The following is a 17,774-nucleotide window of genomic DNA, read 5'->3' on the forward strand; positions in this document are numbered from 1 at the left end:
CCTGGCGGGGGAGGTCGAAGGACATCCCCCGCCATGGGAGCATACTGGGGTGGAGACAATATGAAATTCTATCTTCGAAAAATCGGGTTTTACCTGGTGGCCTTTGTCGCTGCGATTACCATCAACTTCGCCATTCCGAGAATGATGCCGGGTAATCCTGTTGATTCCCTTATAGACAGGCTCGCAGCCAAGGGGGGAACAATCGCTCCGGAAACCAGGGCGGCTGTTCAATCTATGTTGGGCGATACGCAGACGGGCATCGTGTCTCAGTATCTCGAATATGTCAAGAACATCTTCACGGGTCACTGGGGTGTGTCAGTGACGTTCTTCCCGACACAGGTTACTGAGTGTATCGCCTCGGCCCTGCCATGGACGGTCGCGCTGGTCGGATGCACGACGGTCATTTCCTTCTTTATCCAACAGTTATTGGGCATCGCGGCCGGATGGCGACACGGGCGGCTCTTCGACAACATCGTCTCTCCCGTAGCAACAATATTCCAGTCCGTTCCTTATTTCTGGCTGGCATTGATTTTCATCTGGCTCTTTGCCAAGACCCTGAATATATTTCCCCTGTCAGGAGGGTACGACTACAGAAACGTCACTCCCGGCTTCTCTTGGGACTTCATATCCAGCGCCATATATTATGCGTGCCTGCCGGCCTTGGCCATCCTCGTATCCTCGTTGGGGGCCGGTGTAATCGGCATGCGCAACATGATGGTTTCAACCCTTTCCGAAGACTACATCACCACGGCTGAGGCAAAAGGACTTTCCCCGCGCCGAATCAAGTATTCCTATGCAGCCCGGAACGCAATCCTTCCGTCCTTCTCGGGGTTCGGAACCTCGCTTGGACACGTAGTGGGCGGCTCCCTGCTGACGGAGCAGGTCTTTTCCTATCCGGGAATCGGTCAGATGATGCTTCAGGCCGTACAAAGCAATGACTACGCACTCCTCCAGGGGCTCTTCCTGATCATTACCGTTACGGTGCTGGTGGTTAATTTCATCGTTGATCTGCTTTACGGTTTTGTGGACCCCCGTACAAGAATTCAGGATTGAGGTATCACCATGCCAGAGGAGAATACTAACCTGATGAATTCCGTCGATAAGTCAAAGTCCGTCGGCAGCGGTGACAGGCCGCCCAGGAATAGCCGTTTGGCCATGATCAAGGGCATACTGCCTAAGCGCTCAGCCCGTCTGGTCGCTGGTCTGTCCATTCTGGGACTGGTCCTATTGGTGGCGATCTTCCTGCCATTGTTTGCCAAGGAACCCAATCAGATCAGTGATATCGGTCTGACTGGTCCCTCGGCTTCCCATATATTGGGAACAACGAAATCGGGGCAGGATGTTCTGGCCCAGCTCGGGTATTCCACCCGGGGTTCCCTGATCATCGGCTTCTCGGTCGGAGTCATCGCTCTCATACTTTCCACGGTCTTCGGTGTTCTGGGGACCTATATAGGTGGATGGGTGGATGAAACCTTTGCTCTCATAACCAATGTCATGCTCGTTATCCCCGGTCTGCCACTGACCATCGTCATAGCTGCAATGATTCCCAACAAAGGCACAGGCATGCTCGTGGCTGTCATATCGGTGACGGCCTGGGCTGGAGCTTCCAGGGTTCTGAGGGCGCAGACGCTTTCAATCAGGGGTCGTGACTACGTACTTGCTGCACGAATTGCCGGTGAGCATCCCCTGCGCGTCATCTGTGTGGAGATTCTTCCCAACCTCCTGCCCGTTATGGCGTCCCAGTTCACATTCAGTGTCCTAGGAGCCATACTGAGTGAGTCGTCCCTTTCCTTCATTGGTCTGGGATCTTCCAGTCAATTCTCTCTGGGAACCATGCTCTTCTACGCCCAGAACGGCTCAGCACTGAATGCTGGAGCCTGGTGGTGGTTCCTGCCGCCGGGATTGATGATCGCCCTGGTTGGGGCTGGACTGTCATTTGTCAATTTCTCCATTGACGAGGTCATCAACCCCCATCTGCGTGATGCACGAGTAAAGCCGTCCAAGACCCGCAAGCATGGACGAAAGACAACCGCTCCGGCCAAGGCCTTGGAAGGGGAAAGGTAGCCACTGATGATTGTGAATGACAAGGAAACGAATATCACGAATGGCTCTTCTTCGATTGATCGGGACCAGGTTCTCTTAAGCGTCAATGGCGTTGATGTCGTGTACGAAACCGATTCACCTGTTCATGCCGTTCAGAATGCCTCTTTCGAGCTTCACCGAGGTGAGATGATGGGTCTTGCCGGTGAATCGGGTTGTGGTAAATCGACCCTAGCCTACAGCATCAATCAACTGCTGAAACCACCGGGGGCCATTAAGTCCGGGACGGTCATCTTCCATGACAAAAGCGGTGAAGATATCGATGTCCGCGCCTTGGAGGGTCAGTCACTGAGGAACTATCGGTGGGAAAAATGCTCCATGGTTTTCCAGGGCGCCATGAACTCTTTGAGTCCGGTGACGAGAATCGGTAAACAACTCGGGGACGTTTACAAGACACACCGACCGTCCATGAAGGCCAATGAACGGCGGGAGAGATGCGCCCATCTTCTGGAGATGGTGCACGTGGATTCGAACCGCCTGGCTGCCTACCCCTTCGAGCTGTCGGGTGGTATGAGACAACGTGTGATGATTGCCATGGCCCTGGCCCTTGAACCTCAGTTGATTATCATGGATGAGCCAACGACCGCTCTGGATGTGGTGGTGCAAAGAGAGATCATAGAGGAAATCTCCAGGCTCAGACGTGAGCAGGGGTTCGCCGTTATCTTCATTACCCATGATCTGCCCATGCTTTTGGAAATCACGGACACAATCACCGTCATGAAGGACGGCAAGATAGTGGAACACAATGATTCCCATGAGATATACCGACATGCCAAGCATCCATACACCAGGAAACTGTTGACCTCTTTCCCCTCCTTGACAGGTGACAGGGGTTCCTTGCTTCGCTCCTATCAAGAGAAGGACAGGTGATTTGATGGCCCGCCTTAGTATTGAACATGTCAGTAAGGATTTCGAGCTGCGCAACGGTCTCAAGCACACCACCATCCATGCTGTGCAGGATGCAGATTTCGTTTTGGAATCAGGCAAAACCGTTGCTTTGGTTGGTGAATCCGGTTCAGGGAAATCCACCATCGCCAGGATGATCACCTGCCTGGAATCCCCGACCTCCGGGCAGATCACGCTGGATGGGACACCGGTTCCACGCAAGGGGCGGGAACTGTATCGGTACCGGCACAATGTTCAGATGGTGTTCCAGGACCCCTTTGCCTCTCTTAACCCCTACCACAACATCTATCATCACCTTGTTCGCCCGATGAAGGTCAATGGTATGGCCTCCAGCGAGGAGGAATATGTACAGAAGGTCTCTGAACTCCTGAAACGAGTGGATCTGTCTCCGGCCGAGGACTACATGTGGAGACGTCCACATGAATTGTCCGGAGGCCAGAGACAGCGGGTGGCCATTGCCCGAGCCCTAGCCCCTGGTCCGAAGATTCTCATAGCGGACGAACCGGTTTCCATGCTCGATGTCTCGTTGCGTGTCGGGATCCTGTCCATGCTCTCGAAGATCCAGCATGAGGATCACCTGGCAATGCTGTATATCACTCATGACCTGGCTACGGCCAGGCACTTCTCCGATACGATCATGGTCATGCAAAAGGGCAGGATCGTGGAGGCGGGGCCTTCCGACAAGGTCATCCTGCATCCGCAGAACAGTTACACGAAAGTTCTGCTCAACGCCGCACCTGATCCGGAACGCTACTTTGAACACCAAGAAGAGGAGAAGGGCCGGGAGGTCGGGAACCAAGGAGGTCTTTCCTGATGAGGCGCACCGTCACAAGCCTGATGGAGGGTTGGGAGTTCTGCGATGATCATGCGCCTGGGCAATGGAGGGAAGTCGACCTGCCCCATGACTGGGCCATCGAACGACCCGTCAAGGCGGACATGCCTTGTGGGGGTGAACAGGCATTCAGGGATCGTTGGGGGATTGGCTGGTACCGCAAGACCCTTCGTATGGAGAAGATACCGGCGGGAAGGACCTGTTGGTTTCATTCCGACGGTATATATGAATGCAGCACAATTCAGGTGAATGGAGTCAAAGTAGGAGGCCACGACTACGGATATTCACCCTTCTCCTGCGATTTGTCGGATGTCGTGCACCCGGGGGAAAACCAGATTCTCATACGTGTGGACAATACTCGTACGCCCTCGGATCGCTGGTACAGCGGTGCAGGAATATACCGGCAATTGAACCTTATCGAGGCCTCGGATCCTCACTTGGACCAAGACCGGATCAGTGTAAGGCAGCAGATCGATGCTGAAAGGTCCCGGGCCGAACTGTCATGCAGGATACCCTTGGTCCGCTCCGCTCGGGAGTATGAGTCGGATGACCTGCGCGTCACCGCATCATTGATTGATCAGGACGGCATCACCGTATCTTCTGGCGGACTGGAAAGCAAGGATGAAACCATAGGGTTGAGCCTGTCCAATGCACACCTGTGGAGCGCAGAGGATCCCTATCTCTATAAGCTGCGAGTGGAACTGCATTCTCACGATACGCTGATTGACGATCTGGATCTGAATATTGGTTTGCGGCAGGTGGATTTTGATGCCGAACAGGGGATGCTGGTCAACGGAAGCAAGGTCATTTTCAAAGGGGTCTGCATACATCAGGATTTGGGGTGTATGGGCTCCGAGACTTCCCGTGATCTTCTGCGTCAGCGTCTGCTCCTGCTGAAGAAGATGGGTTGCAACGGCATTCGGACGGCACATCACGCCCATTCGAGTGAATTGCTCGACCTGTGCGATGAGCTGGGTTTCTACGTCTATGACGAGGCCTTCGACAAGTGGCTGAGCGGTCACGATGAACATTTCTTCGCTGATCATTGGAAGGAAGACCTGGCGGCACTGATGTACAGGGACAGAAATCGTCCCTCGGTGGTCATGTGGGGTCTGGGTAACGAAGTAGAGTACCAAGCCCAGCCGAGGATGCTTCGGATACTGTCGGAGATGGTCGATTTTGCCCATGGTATTGATTCCGCCAGGCCCGCATGCTGCGCCCTGAGTCCTCACTTCCAGCGACCTGAACAGAGCAGCCTTGGCGACGGTATAGTCCAGGCCACAGATGATGTACACGCGAATGAGGAAATCTTCGACGTGGATGGAATAGTCGGATGCATCAAGGCGGTCGCCGATGTCAGTGACATGGTAGTGGTCAACTATGCGGAACAATGGTACGACCGAATTCACGAAGTCATCAGTGACAAGCCGATCTTCGGCTCCGAGGTCTACCAGTATTTTTCCGGTCATCCCGATCAGATGCAGAACTTCTCGGTTGCCAATCCCAATCTTGTGCCCCTCGAGCGTTCCTATCTTGTCGGAGGGGCCATTTGGGCAGGATTTGATTATCTGGGTGAATCCATGGGTTACCCCTCCAAGGGGTGGAGCGGTGCCCTGATCAGAACCGACAATATACCGAAAACCGGTTATTATCTAATGCAGAGTTATTGGTCGGGGGAACCCATGGTCCATTTCTCTGTTCTCGATTACAGTCAGCCGGACGAGATGGTCAAAGAGCATTGGGACATGCCGCCATATTTGCATCATTGGGATTTTCCTGGAATCAGAAGAAGGGTCCTTCCTTTCACGATCGCCACCAACTGCGATACGGTGCGTCTTTTCCTGAACGGGAAGGAATTCCATCTGAAAGGGCCCACTGAGGAACGGAACCGGTGCATTAAAGGATTCCTGCCCTATATTCCGGGCTGCATCCGTGTGGAGGGATACAGGAACGGAAACAAGGTCTGTCAGCAGACACTACGCACGCCGGACGAACCTATGAGACTCTTGTTTGGTCCCGACCGGAATTCGGCCTGTATTCACCTCTCGGAATCGCATGACCCGGATTCCAACAGTGTGACGCACTTTCCCGCAGATAGGGGTTTCAGGCGGTTGATAGGGCTGAGGTGTGTCGACAGGAATGGGACACTCTGTTTTCGGAGTCACCCCTCGATACGGTTTGAAGTCCAGGGACCGATTCGTATAGTCGGGCTGGACGATGGGTGCCTGTTGAGCAATGGCGACTGCTATAGGGCTGATCGGGTACGTGCCTTTCAGGGGCAGTGTGGCATGGTAATCGGAGGGACGGGGGAGATCGGGCCCGCAAAGGTTACAGCCACGGCAGATGACATGGAGCCTGCTATCCTTGAATGTCTGATGTCCTGAATGAGCTCTCGGGTCAGCGGTTTTCCCATTGCATGTGACGGTGTTCGTTAGGTAAGTCACCGGGCTTTCCTCCCATGCTTCATGCAACCGATATCCACGCACCATGGGAGTGCGGCAAAGAAGTGCCAGGCCGATTCGTTTTCGAATCTGATCTTCCCGAGGTTTGCTTCGATTGGGTTTTGCCCTGCGGGTCGGCCTTCTTCTTACGTTCTATGGATGGATGAGGGGCGATAGACGGTTTTCGGGTGTCTCCGGTCGACTATGGGTTGTTTCGGCTGCAGGGAGGTCGAATTGAAACAGGGGAGTATAGACAATCCGGAAGATGGAGAAACCTGCGACGTTGCTGCGCGAACTGGTTGATGTTTCCTGTATCAATGCACATCCTTGGTGCTGAATGTTTGGGAATTTCCGTGGCAATTCCAGGAAACATACGGTCGAGGCATCTTCTGACGGATAAACTTGGTCAGGGTGCAGCGGGATGGAATAGAGGGCAGGCCTCGTGTTGGTTCCGTTCGGTCCCGGGCATCCGACAACCAGGTTAAACACGACCTGACAGTAAATCACCAATGAGGATGAGGCTTCATGTTTATTCCACGCTACTACGAGGACCCCTCCAGACTGCATGTGGGGACCCAACCCAATCGCTCCTACTTCATCCCGGCTTCGGGGCCGATGGATTCCAGGGGTGACAGGAGGAAGGAGTCCGACCGTTACCTGGATCTGGATGGTGCCTGGGATTTTCGCTACTATCCCAGTCTCTATGACCTGGACGCAGAAATCGCCCTAGCCCAGGAGAGTGGTGAGCCCCTCTTCTATCAGGAGGACTTCGATCCTCAGACCGATGCCGGGCATGGGGTGTTCAAGCCCATCGCCGTGCCAGGGGTCTGGCAGACCCAGGGGTATGACAATCCTCAGTACACCAACGTGCAGTACCCCTTCCCCTTCGATCCGCCCATGGTCCCCCAGGACAACCCCTGTGGAATCTATCTGCGGACCTTTGAATACCAACCTGACGCCAGAGCCCCCCGTGCCCTGCTGAACTTCGACGGGGTGGATTCCTGCTTCTACCTCTGGGTGAACGGTGAACTGGTGGGGTACAGCCAGGTCTCCCACTCCACCAGCGAATTCGATGTGACCGATCACCTCAGGCCGGGGCGTAACCGTCTTGCCGTTCTGGTGCTCAAGTGGTGCGACGGCAGCTACCTGGAGGACCAGGACAAATTCAGGATGAGCGGCATCTTCCGTGATGTCTATATCCTGCGCCGCCCCGAAGGCGGCATCCGGGATTACTTCGTCCATACCGACCTGGCACAGGACAATTCCCAGGCCTGGGTCACCGTGGATCTCGACCTGTCGCCCACCGGCCAATCGGCTAAACCGACAGTCAGGGCCAGACTTGTGGACTCGGCAGGACATGAGGTCGCCAGGGGTGCAACCGAGGGGGGCGGGGACCGGACCAGTCTGACCCTGGAGGTTGCCCATCCCCGTTTGTGGAATGCCGAGGACCCGCAGCTCTACAGGTTGGAGCTCTCCACCAGGGCCGATGGCCTGGAGGAGGGATCCATGGAGGATCCTGACGAGTTCATCACCGACCATATCGGCCTGCGCAGCGTGAGTGTCGATGGGCAGGTGGTCAAGGTCAACGGCTCTCCCATCAAGATCCATGGTGTCAACCGGCACGATGGGGACCCCAGGACGGGCTTCGCCATAGACCAGGATCAGATCATGCGCGACCTGGTGCTGATGAAGGAGCACAACGTCAATGCCATCCGCACTTCCCACTATCCCAACGCACCGCAGTATTACGCCCTGTTCGATCAGATGGGCTTCTACGTGGTGGCCGAGGCCGACCTGGAGACCCACGGTATCGAATCCCTCTATCATGGTCCCGACTGGAAGGAACCTGAGTACTGGAATGGCAAGATAGCCGACGACCCCGTCTTCACCCAGTCCATCCTGGACAGGGTCCAGCGCAGTCTGGAACGCGACAAGAACCATCCCTCGATCATCATCTGGTCCATGGGCAACGAGAGCGGGTACGGGTGCGGGATCGAGGCGGCCCTGGCCTGGACCAAGCAGCGAGACCCCTCGCGACTGACCCATTACGAGTCGGCGATCCACGGTTCACCCAGGACCGACCTCGATTACTCCAATCTGGATATCACCTCCAGGATGTACCCCTCCATCCGCCAGATCGAGGACTACTTCACACCCGAGGGTCCCCATGGCATCAGTTCACACGGGGATGACGGGGATGGGGGTCGACGGCCCTACTTCCTGTGCGAGTTCTGCCACGCCATGGGATTGGGGCCGGGCGATCTTGAGGACTACTTCCGCGTTTTCCAGGACCATCCGGGCATTCTGGGTGGATGCGTCTGGGAGTGGGCCGACCATGCCATTGATCAGGGACGGGCCCGGGACGGCCGCCGGGTCTACACCTATGGTGGCGATCATGGCGAGTATCCCAACGATGGCAACTTCTGCATGGATGGTCTGGTCTATCCTGACCGGTGCCCCCATACCGGGCTGGAGGAGTTCAAGAACGTCTTTCGTCCGGCCAGGGTGGTTGGTTTCGATCCGGTCGATGGCGCAATTCGCCTGCACAATTACCTGGACTTCACCTATCTGGACGAGTATCTGACCCTGTCCTGGACCGTGCTCAGGGACGGGGAACCTGCATCCTCCGGGAATCTGGCGGGGGAGGCCGAGGCTGATCTGCACATCGCCCCCCACCAGGAGGGAGGGGTCAGGCTCCCCGATGTGGAGTGGCCCGATCGGGGACGGGTGACCCTACTGGTTTCCTACGTCTTGAAGAAGGACGATCGGAATCTTCCCCAGGGGCACGTCCTGGGGTTCGATGAGTTGGATGCCGCCGCCATGGGGCTGGAGGAGCGGCCCAACAGCCTGGCGGAAATCATCCGGAAAGGGCAGGGTCACGGTCGGCAAAGCCCCGCCCGACCCATGACCAAGGAAGGAGCCGGCACGATCGAGGTGGAAGGCGAGGATTGGCGGTATGTCTTCAACAGACGCACCGGCATGCTGGATACCGCAATCGTGGCCAACCGACAGATTCTGACGGCCCCCGTCCAGGTCAATGTCTGGCGGGCTCCCACCGACAACGATGCCACCATCAAGCAGGAGTGGTTCAAAGCCCAATACGATCGGACCGTGACCCGGGCGTACGAATCCAGTCTGGATATTGACGAGGATCACGATCGCACCATAATCCGCGGCGACCTGGCCCTGGTGTCACCGGGTATCCAGCCCCTGGGCCGCATTGAGGCCACCTGGTCCCTTGACGGTCGGGGAGGGCTGGATCTTGGGCTGAACTTCCACAAGGACGCCGACTTCCCCGTCCTGCCGAGGTTCGGTATCCGTCTCTTCCTGCCCAGATCCATGGACAGGGTGACCTATTGCGGATACGGGCCATACGAGAGCTACAGGGACATGCACCGGGCCAGCCACTATGGCGTCTTCTCCAATACCGCCGAAGGTCTGGTGGAGCATTATCTGCGCCCCCAGGAGAACGGGTCACGTTTCGGTTGCGATTATCTGATGGTTGAGGATGACAGGTCCGTCCTGGAGGTCGCCGGTGACACCCCGGTCTCCTTCAGCTGCTCGCCATACACCCAGGAGGAGCTGACGGGCCAGGGCCACGACTACGAACTGCGGGAATGCGGCTCCACCGTACTCTGCCTGGATTACGCCACGGCGGGTATCGGCTCCAACAGCTGCGGCCCCGTCCTGGCTCCTGCATATCAACTGGATGAAACCGAGATCACCTTCGGCCTGCATCTGAGGGTCCGGCCCCGCTAGTTTCCCGAACCGTGATGGTGGGGGGGGGGGGGCAGGCCCCTCCCCGGCGGATTACTTTCGCCAGTCCCGGTACTGGTGAAAGACCTGATCCTGTGGCTGCCCGGTGAGGGTCTCTTCGACCTCCACGGGCCAGGTAGGTGGCTGGTCCTGCCCGGAGAGGGCCCAGGCGGCCTGGCGTGCTGCGCCGATGGCCACATACTCGTCGATGCGTGGCAACTCCACATCCATACCAAGAATCTGGGGGGCATAGGCCCTGACCGCCCTGGACTTTGCACCGCCGCCGACCAGGAGGATGCGTTGGACTTCGGTGCCGAGATGCTCGAGCAGCTCCAGGCAGTCGCGCTGGGAGCAGAGGAGCCCCTCTACGAAGGCTCGGGCCAGGTTGGGCCTGCTCGTGTTCTCCAGGCTCAGACCGTTGAGGCTGGCCCTGGCCTCCGGACGGTTGGGGGTGCGTTCGCCATCGAAATAGGGGATCAGGGTGATGCCTCCGGCTCCCGGCTCAGACTGGTCGGCCAGGTCGGCCAGGTCGTCGTAATCCACACCCAGGGCGGCACGGCCCGCATCGAGGATTCTGGACGCGTTGATCGTGCAGGCCAGGGGGAGCCAGTGTCCGGTTGCATCGGCGAATCCGGTTACCGAGGCGGTCATGTCGTAGGCGGGCACGGGGCTGATGGCAGCGGCCACACCGGAGGTGCCCAAAGAGATCGAGACGTCTCCGACCTGCATGGAAAGCCCCAATGCGGTCATGGCGTTGTCGCCTCCTCCCGGAGCTATGATGCAACCGCCGGGGACGTCCCTGCCGGCGATTCGGGGGTCGGCCTTGGCGCCGACCTGATGAGGGCCAAGGACCTTGGGGAGGACGACCTTCTCGGCCATTCCCTCGGGAAGGGCCATGGCAAGGAGGTCGCGACGATAGGCGTTCGAGGCTGAGTCAAAGTAACCGGTGCCGGAGGCATCGGACCTGTCGGTGAAGAGGTCATTCAGGTTCGTCTCCGCCTCGTCCGCGGCGGCGGGGCCGTGCCCGGCGATGGCCCAGCTCAGCCAGTCGTGGGGCAGGCAGATGGCGGCAATTCTCGCGGCATTGTCGGGTTCGTTGCGGCTCACCCAGTCCACCTTGGTGATGGTCAACGAGGCGACAGGGGAGGATCCGACCGCCCTGACCCAGCGCTGGCGGCCGCGCATGACCGGATCGTCATCCAGGTCCGACTCCGTCCCTCCGTCCTTGGGGGACTGGCCCAGACGGGCGATCAGGTCCTCCGCATCGGGTGCCGACCGGATGTCGTTCCAGAGCAGGGCATCACGGATGACCCGGCCGGTCTCGTCCAAGAGGACCATGCCGTGCTGCTGGCCACCCACCGAGATGGCGGAGACATCGTCCAGCCCCCCCGCCTCCTGGGTCGCCTGCCTGAAGGCATCCCACCAGGCCTGCGGTTCGACGCTGGTCCCGTCGGGATGTGATGCCTTGCCGAAACGAACCATCCGTCCCGTCACGGCATCCGTGACCCTCACCTTGCAGGATTGAGTCGATGTGTCGACTCCCGCCACCAGTACCTTGTTCATGCCGCCTCCTTGTTTGCCCAGATTGCATCTGCAGCCTGATACCATTCTACCCAAATCATTAGATGAATAAACTAAATCCAATCGCACAGCATTGACAACGGCAGGTGGGATACTGAAAGCCGATATACCCATCCTGCCGTCCGGGATGAACATCAACCTTGGGAAGGTCGATTCGTGGCTGCCTTGCGCTCAATCAATCAGGATGACCTGAGGAATCACAACCTTTCGGTCATCATCGACACCATCCTGCGTTCCACGACGGCGTTGAGCAGGGCGGATCTGGCCAAGGCCACCGGACTGACCAAGGCCACCATGTCCCTGCTGGGCGCACTCCTTTTGGAGAACCGGGTCATACGCGAGGGGGAGCCGGAGACATCGCAGACCACCTACGGCCGCCCAAGCACCCCCCTGTCCATCGCCCGTGGGCGCTGGGCCGGTGTGGGCCTGCAGATCAACACGGACGGGTACGGGTGCCTGGCCCTGGACCTTGACGGAACACTGATCGATTCGGCCTGGGTCGATGATGACATGCGCGAGGCGGAGCCTGATCAGGTCTTCGCCAACCTGGACGCCCTGGCCAAACCCATCGAGGCGAACCTCGGCGGCAGGAACTATCGGGTGGTGGGGGCAGGGCTGGCCCTCCCCGGTCTGGTCACCGATGATATGCGGCTGCTGATGGCCCGGAACCTGGGATGGGAACGACTCGACCTCTCCCGGTTCGATCTGGTCCGGAGGCTGGATCCCACGGCCGGCAACGAGGCCCGTCTGGCTGCCCTGGCGCAGATTCCCGGATTCGCTACGCAACGTCCGGCCGACGGTGGGGACACTCCCCTGTCGCCAACCGATTCCTTCCTCTACATCTCCACGGACATCGGTATCGGGGGAGCTGTGGTTCGGCGTGGTGCCGTTGAGGTGGGCGATCATGGCTTTGCGGGGGAGCTCGGTCATGCCTCGGTGGACCTGAATGGTCCCACCTGCAGGTGCGGGCGGCGGGGGTGCCTGGAGACCTATGCAGGTCGCAGGGCCCTGGTGGAGGCGGCGGGCATCGCCTCGGGGGCCGAGGCGGTCTCCACCCAGGCCATGGATGAACTCTACAGACGGTGGCAGCAGGGAGACGACAAGGCCGTCGACGCCATCGACCGGGGCCTGGATGCGATGATATCGGTCATCGCCACGGCCATCAATATCGTGGATGTGGACACGGTCATCCTGGGGGGATTCTGGTCCCACTTCGGCGGGAATCTCGCCCAGCGCCTGCAGAGTAGGCTCAATCGGCTGACTTTGGGCAGGACCGCCGTGACCGTGAGGGTCCTCATGCCCAGCCTGGCCGAATATCCGGCCCTGAGGGGCGCGGCCCTGGTGGGGCTGCGTCGGTTCATCGACAACCCCTTGGGGTTCTTCGAGGAGTGAACCACCGCCTCCTGGGGTCACTGCGGGAACCGGTCATTCGCCGATGGCCTGGGCGATGATCCGGGTCGACTGCTCGAAATGGGTACCGGCGGCTTGGAGGCCGGTGGCCAGGCCGCCCACCAATGCTGTGCAGAGGACGATGGCCGCCCACCAGGACCATTGGATGCCCAGCCGTGCATGCCCCAGGTATACGAAGAGGTTGAAGGCCGTACCGCCTGTGCAGATCAGGGTGACGATGAAGGAGAGCAGGGTGGCGGTCACCATGGTGATGGCCCCATCAAGGCTGCCCAGGATTCGCAACTGCCCCACCTCGGCCCCGGAGACATAGGTCAGGGCCAGGTCCAGGCTCCGTCCCCTGGAAGTGATCAGCAGGCCCGATATGACCCCGGCCAAGGTGACGACCAGGGCGGGACCGAGCATAGCCGCAAGGGAGACCAGCATCTGTCCGTCCGAGCTGCTGTCGTCGCTGGTGCCCGGGGGTGCGAACAAGGCCATGGAATTCCTTAGGGTGAGGAGTATGCCGGAAAAGGACATAAGGAGGGAGAGACCTGCGGCCATGGGGATGATGGTGGCACCCTGCCGTTGGATCCTGCCGACGGCCTGCTGACGGGCCAGGACCCAGGTTGGCGAGGGAAGAGGGATCAGGTTGGTCCACCCCCGGGTCAAGAGGGGGAGGATATAGGGTGACCAGGCGGCCAGGGAGAAGATCAGCAGGAACATTGCTCCCATGGATGTTCCCAGGAAGAGGTTCATTTTGCTCTGGATTGCCTTGCTGCCCAGGATGTTCGCCAGCTCGGTCCGGTCGGCCCGGCCGGAGGCCAGTCCTGGAATGGCCAGCAGACAGAGGGCTCCGGTGAGGAAGATGCCTCCCATGAAGGTTCGGAAAGTGCCAGCCTTTCCGGGGGGATTCCAGGATTGTCTGAGGGCTTCCATGGGCCGGATCCTGCCCAGGGAACGGACGGTCATGACTGTGCCGATGAGGGTGGTGGCCCCGCTGATGATGAGTCCGGTGCGCAGGGAGAAGGGGAGATTCACATTCCTGTAGGGAAGGGTCATGTCAAAGGAATTGGTTATCAGGGCACAGATGATCGGGGCGACCAGGGGTGTCAGGAGGCAGGAGACGACGGCGGCCAGGATGAAGAGGATCAGGATGGCCAGGATGTTCATGGCCAGAAGCTGCCAGGGCATGGCACCCTGAAGGACCAGGAGGGCCAGCTGATGCCGACGCTGGTCCAGTGCGCTACTGATGACCCAGAGTAGGACGAGGACCGCGGCCACGACGGTGAATACCATGGGAACGCTCGTGACGTTGGAAGCCATATCGTCGGCATTGCGACCGTGATAGTCCATGTCGATGACCGCGTGGACGGCGAATATGGAACAGAGCATGGTCTGTGACGCAATCATGGACAGCCAGACGCCCACCCATACCAGGGGGGCGGCTTTGAGTTCCGATAGGCTTCTTCTCAATTCAGGCCACCGCCTCTCCGCCAGCCCGCCCCAGTCTTCCGTCCCGTACCTCCACGATGCGGTCGCAGTGGTCGGCCACCTCCGCACTGTGCGTCACCAGGACCACGGTCTTTCCGGACCGTCTGGCCAGGTCGGCAAGGATCGTGATGACCCTGTCCCCGGATTCCCGGTCCAGTGCCCCGGTGGGCTCGTCGGCGAAGACGATGTCGGCATCCGAAAGGAGGACCCGGGCCAGGGCCACCCGCTGCTGCTCTCCCCCGGAGAGGAGGGTCACGCTCTGCTTTTTCTGCTCCGCCAGGCCGAAATAGCGCAGGAGGTCGTCGGCCTTCTTCCTTGGCAGGAAGGATCCCCGCAGGGTGAAGGGGAGGGCCAGATTCTCCTCCACGGTCATACTGGTGATCAGGTTGTAGGACTGGAAGACGAATCCCAGATGCCTGCGTCGGAACCGGGTCAGGGAGGCAACCCGCATGTGGGTGATCTCCTTTCCCAGAAGGGATACGCTCCCCTCGGTCACCTCCTCCAATCCCGCCAGGCAGTAGAGGAGGGAGGACTTCCCGCTTCCCGAGGGGCCGACTATCCCCGTGACCTGGCCGGGCCAGGCCTGGAAATCGATATGGTCGAGGATGGTCAGGGAGTCACCCTTCCTGGGAGAGACCACCAGGGTAATGTCGCTGGCAACCACGGAGGGGCCGCTCGATTCCCCTCCCGCGGCACTTCCATCCCCAAGACCGGGTCGCCTGTGGCCCGGTCGGACAGGTTGATAGGGCTGGCCGGCCTGACCAGGATGGTCCGTCGGTATGCTCATTCCGGTTGCATGGACATTCCGGAGGGGGGTACTCGTCTGGTTGCCGGTCCGGGAGGCACGCTGCCGGGGTCGAATCGTAAGGCTCATCCTTCAAGTCAAGCATTGGTCAGCTGCAGATGGTATCGGTGAACCCCCTGATTCTCCCCTGAAAAAACCCTGAGATTTGTGCCTGAACACCCCTGAGAGAAAACGGTGGTTGCAGCCTTCCCGGTTCCTTCTATGAGGGTCTCTCCTGACCGTCGAAGATGAAGAGGGCATGGGCGTCACCGGAGCGCAGGCGTTCACGGTAGGTGCGGACCCTGGCCATACGGTCCGCGGTGCTCTTGGCCAGTGGGTTGGGGAGATGGTCCGGGCTGAACCAGCCCACCGAGAGGCTCTCCTCGTCGCCCACGAAGGGTATCCTGTTCCCGTCCGGGTCGGGCCTGCAGATGAAGAGATGGTCCATGTACATGGTCCGGTCCCCGTTGGCGTAGGTGATGACCTCACGGGATGAGGTGACCGCCACCAGGTCGGTGACGACCACGTCCACCCCGGTCTCCTCCCTGACCTCTCTGGCCACGGTGTCGGCGGGATCCTCACCGGGCTCGTTGATGCCGTAGACCAGGGCCCACTGGCCGGTGTCGGAACGCCGGCCCATCAGGATGCGGCCCTGGTCATCCTCCACGAATCCGGTCACCCCGTTCAGCCAGAGCAGGTCATGGCCGATGGAACGGCGCAGGTCCAGGACGAAGTCGGGGGTGGGCATGGGTCAGTCCCTGCCCCGGCCGTTCCGGTCCGCCTGGCTGCCCATCCAGTCCTGGACATCCTCCACGGTCTTGGGGATGGCGGCGGAGAGCCATTCGGGGCCCTCTTCGGTCATCAGGATGTCGTCCTCGATGCGGACACCGATTCCTCGGAACTCTGGCGGCACCAGGAGGTCGTTCTCCTTGAAGTAGAGACCGGGCTCGATTGTGAAGATCATGCCGGGGGTGATGGGCGCCCCCTGGTAGGACTCGTAGCGGGCCTCGGCACAGTCGTGCACGTCCAGCCCCAGGTGGTGGGCGCACCCGCAGGCGTGCCAGCGACGGTGCTGCTGGCCCTGGGGGGAGAGGGACTCCTCGACGCTGACCTTGAGTATCCCCCACTCGTGGAGGGCCTCGGCCAGGACCCGCATGACGGCATGGTGAATGTCGGAGTAGGTGGCTCCGGGCCGGGCGGCATCGAACCCCGCCTGCTGGGCCTTGAGCACGGTCTCGTAGATCCGTTTCTGAAGGGGGCTGAAGGTGCCACCCACCGGGAAGGTCCTGGTGATGTCCGCAGTATAGAGGCTGTTCACCTCGACACCGGCGTCGATCAGGAGGAGGTCACCCTCTTTGACGGTCCCGTTGTTGCGCATCCAATGGAGGATGGGGGCGTGAGATCCGGAGGCGATGATGGACCCGTATCCCACATCGTTGCCCTCCTCGCGGGCGTTGGCATTGAAGACACCCTCCAGCATCCGCTCTGAACGGGGCCGGCCGACCACCTGGGGGAGGCGGGCCAGAATCCTGTCGAACCCGTCCTTGGTGGCCGAGATCGCCTTGCGCATCTCACCCACCTCATAGGAGTCCTTGATCATCCTGGCCTCGGAGGTGAACTCTTCGAGTTTCTCGTCCGCGGCGCGGTTCCTGTCGGGACCGCCGATTCCACTGGCCTTGCGGGCGGCCTCCACCTGGTCGCAGACCCGTGCGTCGGCGGTGCGGATCGCACGGATTCTGACTGCCCCCTCATCGGGTCCCAGATCCTTGGCGATGGCATCGGGGAAGGCGGCGATGTCGCGGGTGGGGATGCCGGTCATGACGGCCAGCTCCTTCAGGCCCGCCCTGGGGCCCACCCAGTACTCCCCGTACTGGGATGACCGGTAGTAGTCCCGAGTGGACTGGTCGGCCCTGGGGTGGACGAAGAGCTCGGGCGTGTGGGTGCGGCCCGCCTTGGCTTCCTCGCTGTGGGGGTCCACCGGGTCCAGGACCAGGACCGAGCCGGGCTCGAAGTCTTCGCCCAGGCCGGTGTAGTAGGCGAAGGTGGTGTCGGGGCGGAAGGCGTAGTCGTTGTCATTGTTGCGGGTCTTGTAGTCACCCGCCGGGATGACCAGGCGTTCGCCGGGGAAGCGACGGCCCAGTTCCTTCAGGCGGCGACCGATGAACCTGCTGGATTCCAGAGGCTCCACCGCGGGTTCCTGGGCCTGCCAGCCGGTGGTCATGAATTTCTGGAAGGCGGGGGAGTTGGGCCGGAGCGTGCGGTTGTTGACCCGGTCGCTCATGTCCTGTTCATTCACGTCGACATTGCCCAGGTCGGTGTCGTTCTGTTCCTTGTCTGCCGGTGTCATCACCATGCCCTGCCTCCTTGGATCGTCAGGTTCGTGACCCGTTTCAGCGAGCCTATGCATGCCCATGGCGCAGGGGCTCGGGGTCTCAGCTGCTGTGCTCCATGCTAGTGCCCGGCGCTGATGAACGCGGAGATCGGCATGTGGCGG

At 59.9% G+C, this 17,774-nt stretch carries 12 protein-coding genes; 7 read left to right on the forward strand and 5 right to left on the reverse strand.

Annotated elements, in window-relative coordinates; all coding sequences use genetic code 11:
- Nucleotides 1–60 precede the first annotated feature (60 nt).
- The 6 genes from AACP59_RS00560 to AACP59_RS00585 all read left to right on the forward strand — a co-directional run bounded on the left by AACP59_RS00560 (nucleotide 61) and on the right by AACP59_RS00585 (nucleotide 10,038).
- Nucleotides 61–1,053 (forward strand): ABC transporter permease, encoded by a 993-nt coding sequence (locus tag AACP59_RS00560; protein ID WP_339349344.1) that lies wholly within the window; start codon nucleotides 61–63, stop codon nucleotides 1,051–1,053.
- Between the two features lie 9 nt (nucleotides 1,054–1,062).
- A complete protein-coding gene (locus tag AACP59_RS00565) occupies nucleotides 1,063–2,064 on the forward strand; it encodes an ABC transporter permease (RefSeq protein WP_339349347.1) in 1,002 nt (333 codons plus the stop codon).
- Between the two features lie 6 nt (nucleotides 2,065–2,070).
- A complete protein-coding gene (locus tag AACP59_RS00570; RefSeq protein ID WP_339349349.1) occupies nucleotides 2,071–2,970 on the forward strand; it encodes an ABC transporter ATP-binding protein in 900 nt (299 codons plus the stop codon).
- A gap of 4 nt (nucleotides 2,971–2,974) precedes the next feature.
- On the forward strand, nucleotides 2,975–3,820 hold the full coding sequence (locus AACP59_RS00575; RefSeq protein WP_339349350.1) for an ABC transporter ATP-binding protein: 846 nt from the start codon (nucleotides 2,975–2,977) through the stop codon (nucleotides 3,818–3,820).
- On the forward strand, nucleotides 3,820–6,222 hold the full coding sequence (locus AACP59_RS00580; RefSeq protein ID WP_339349351.1) for a glycoside hydrolase family 2 TIM barrel-domain containing protein: 2,403 nt from the start codon (nucleotides 3,820–3,822) through the stop codon (nucleotides 6,220–6,222). Before AACP59_RS00575 ends, AACP59_RS00580 begins: the two co-directional genes overlap by 1 nt.
- A gap of 582 nt (nucleotides 6,223–6,804) precedes the next feature.
- Nucleotides 6,805–10,038: a glycoside hydrolase family 2 TIM barrel-domain containing protein gene (locus AACP59_RS00585; RefSeq protein WP_339349352.1), complete on the forward strand. Its 3,234-nt coding sequence runs from the start codon at nucleotides 6,805–6,807 to the stop codon at nucleotides 10,036–10,038.
- A 51-nt stretch (nucleotides 10,039–10,089) separates the two neighbouring features.
- Here AACP59_RS00585 and AACP59_RS00590 read toward each other — a convergent pair whose 3' ends face one another.
- Nucleotides 10,090–11,598 (reverse strand): xylulokinase, encoded by a 1,509-nt coding sequence (locus AACP59_RS00590; protein ID WP_339349353.1) that lies wholly within the window; start codon nucleotides 11,596–11,598, stop codon nucleotides 10,090–10,092.
- A gap of 174 nt (nucleotides 11,599–11,772) precedes the next feature.
- Between AACP59_RS00590 and AACP59_RS00595 the strand changes: the two genes are divergently transcribed.
- The gene (locus AACP59_RS00595) at nucleotides 11,773–13,008 is read left to right on the forward strand and encodes an ROK family protein (RefSeq protein ID WP_339349354.1); all 1,236 of its coding nucleotides are present in this window, start codon (nucleotides 11,773–11,775) and stop codon (nucleotides 13,006–13,008) included.
- Between the two features lie 33 nt (nucleotides 13,009–13,041).
- On the opposite strand, the gene AACP59_RS00600 is transcribed toward AACP59_RS00595, so the two are convergent.
- The 4 genes from AACP59_RS00600 to AACP59_RS00615 all read right to left on the reverse strand — a co-directional run bounded on the left by AACP59_RS00600 (nucleotide 13,042) and on the right by AACP59_RS00615 (nucleotide 17,633).
- Nucleotides 13,042–14,478 carry an FtsX-like permease family protein gene (locus AACP59_RS00600; RefSeq protein ID WP_339349355.1) on the reverse strand — a complete coding sequence of 479 codons (1,437 nt, stop codon included), beginning with the start codon at nucleotides 14,476–14,478 and terminating at the stop codon, nucleotides 13,042–13,044.
- Between the two features lies 1 nt (nucleotide 14,479).
- Complete coding sequence (locus AACP59_RS00605; protein WP_339349357.1) at nucleotides 14,480–15,160, reverse strand: ABC transporter ATP-binding protein; 681 nt, start codon at nucleotides 15,158–15,160, stop codon at nucleotides 14,480–14,482.
- A gap of 340 nt (nucleotides 15,161–15,500) precedes the next feature.
- On the reverse strand, nucleotides 15,501–16,028 hold the full coding sequence (locus AACP59_RS00610; protein WP_339349359.1) for an NUDIX hydrolase: 528 nt from the start codon (nucleotides 16,026–16,028) through the stop codon (nucleotides 15,501–15,503).
- 3 nt (nucleotides 16,029–16,031) lie between these two features.
- Nucleotides 16,032–17,633 (reverse strand): aminopeptidase P family protein, encoded by a 1,602-nt coding sequence (locus AACP59_RS00615; RefSeq protein WP_370465927.1) that lies wholly within the window; start codon nucleotides 17,631–17,633, stop codon nucleotides 16,032–16,034.
- Between the last annotated feature and the right edge of the window lie 141 nt (nucleotides 17,634–17,774).

The organism is Bifidobacterium indicum (genome assembly GCF_036987015.1).
Taxonomy (GTDB): Bacteria; Actinomycetota; Actinomycetes; order Actinomycetales; family Bifidobacteriaceae; genus Bombiscardovia; species Bombiscardovia indica.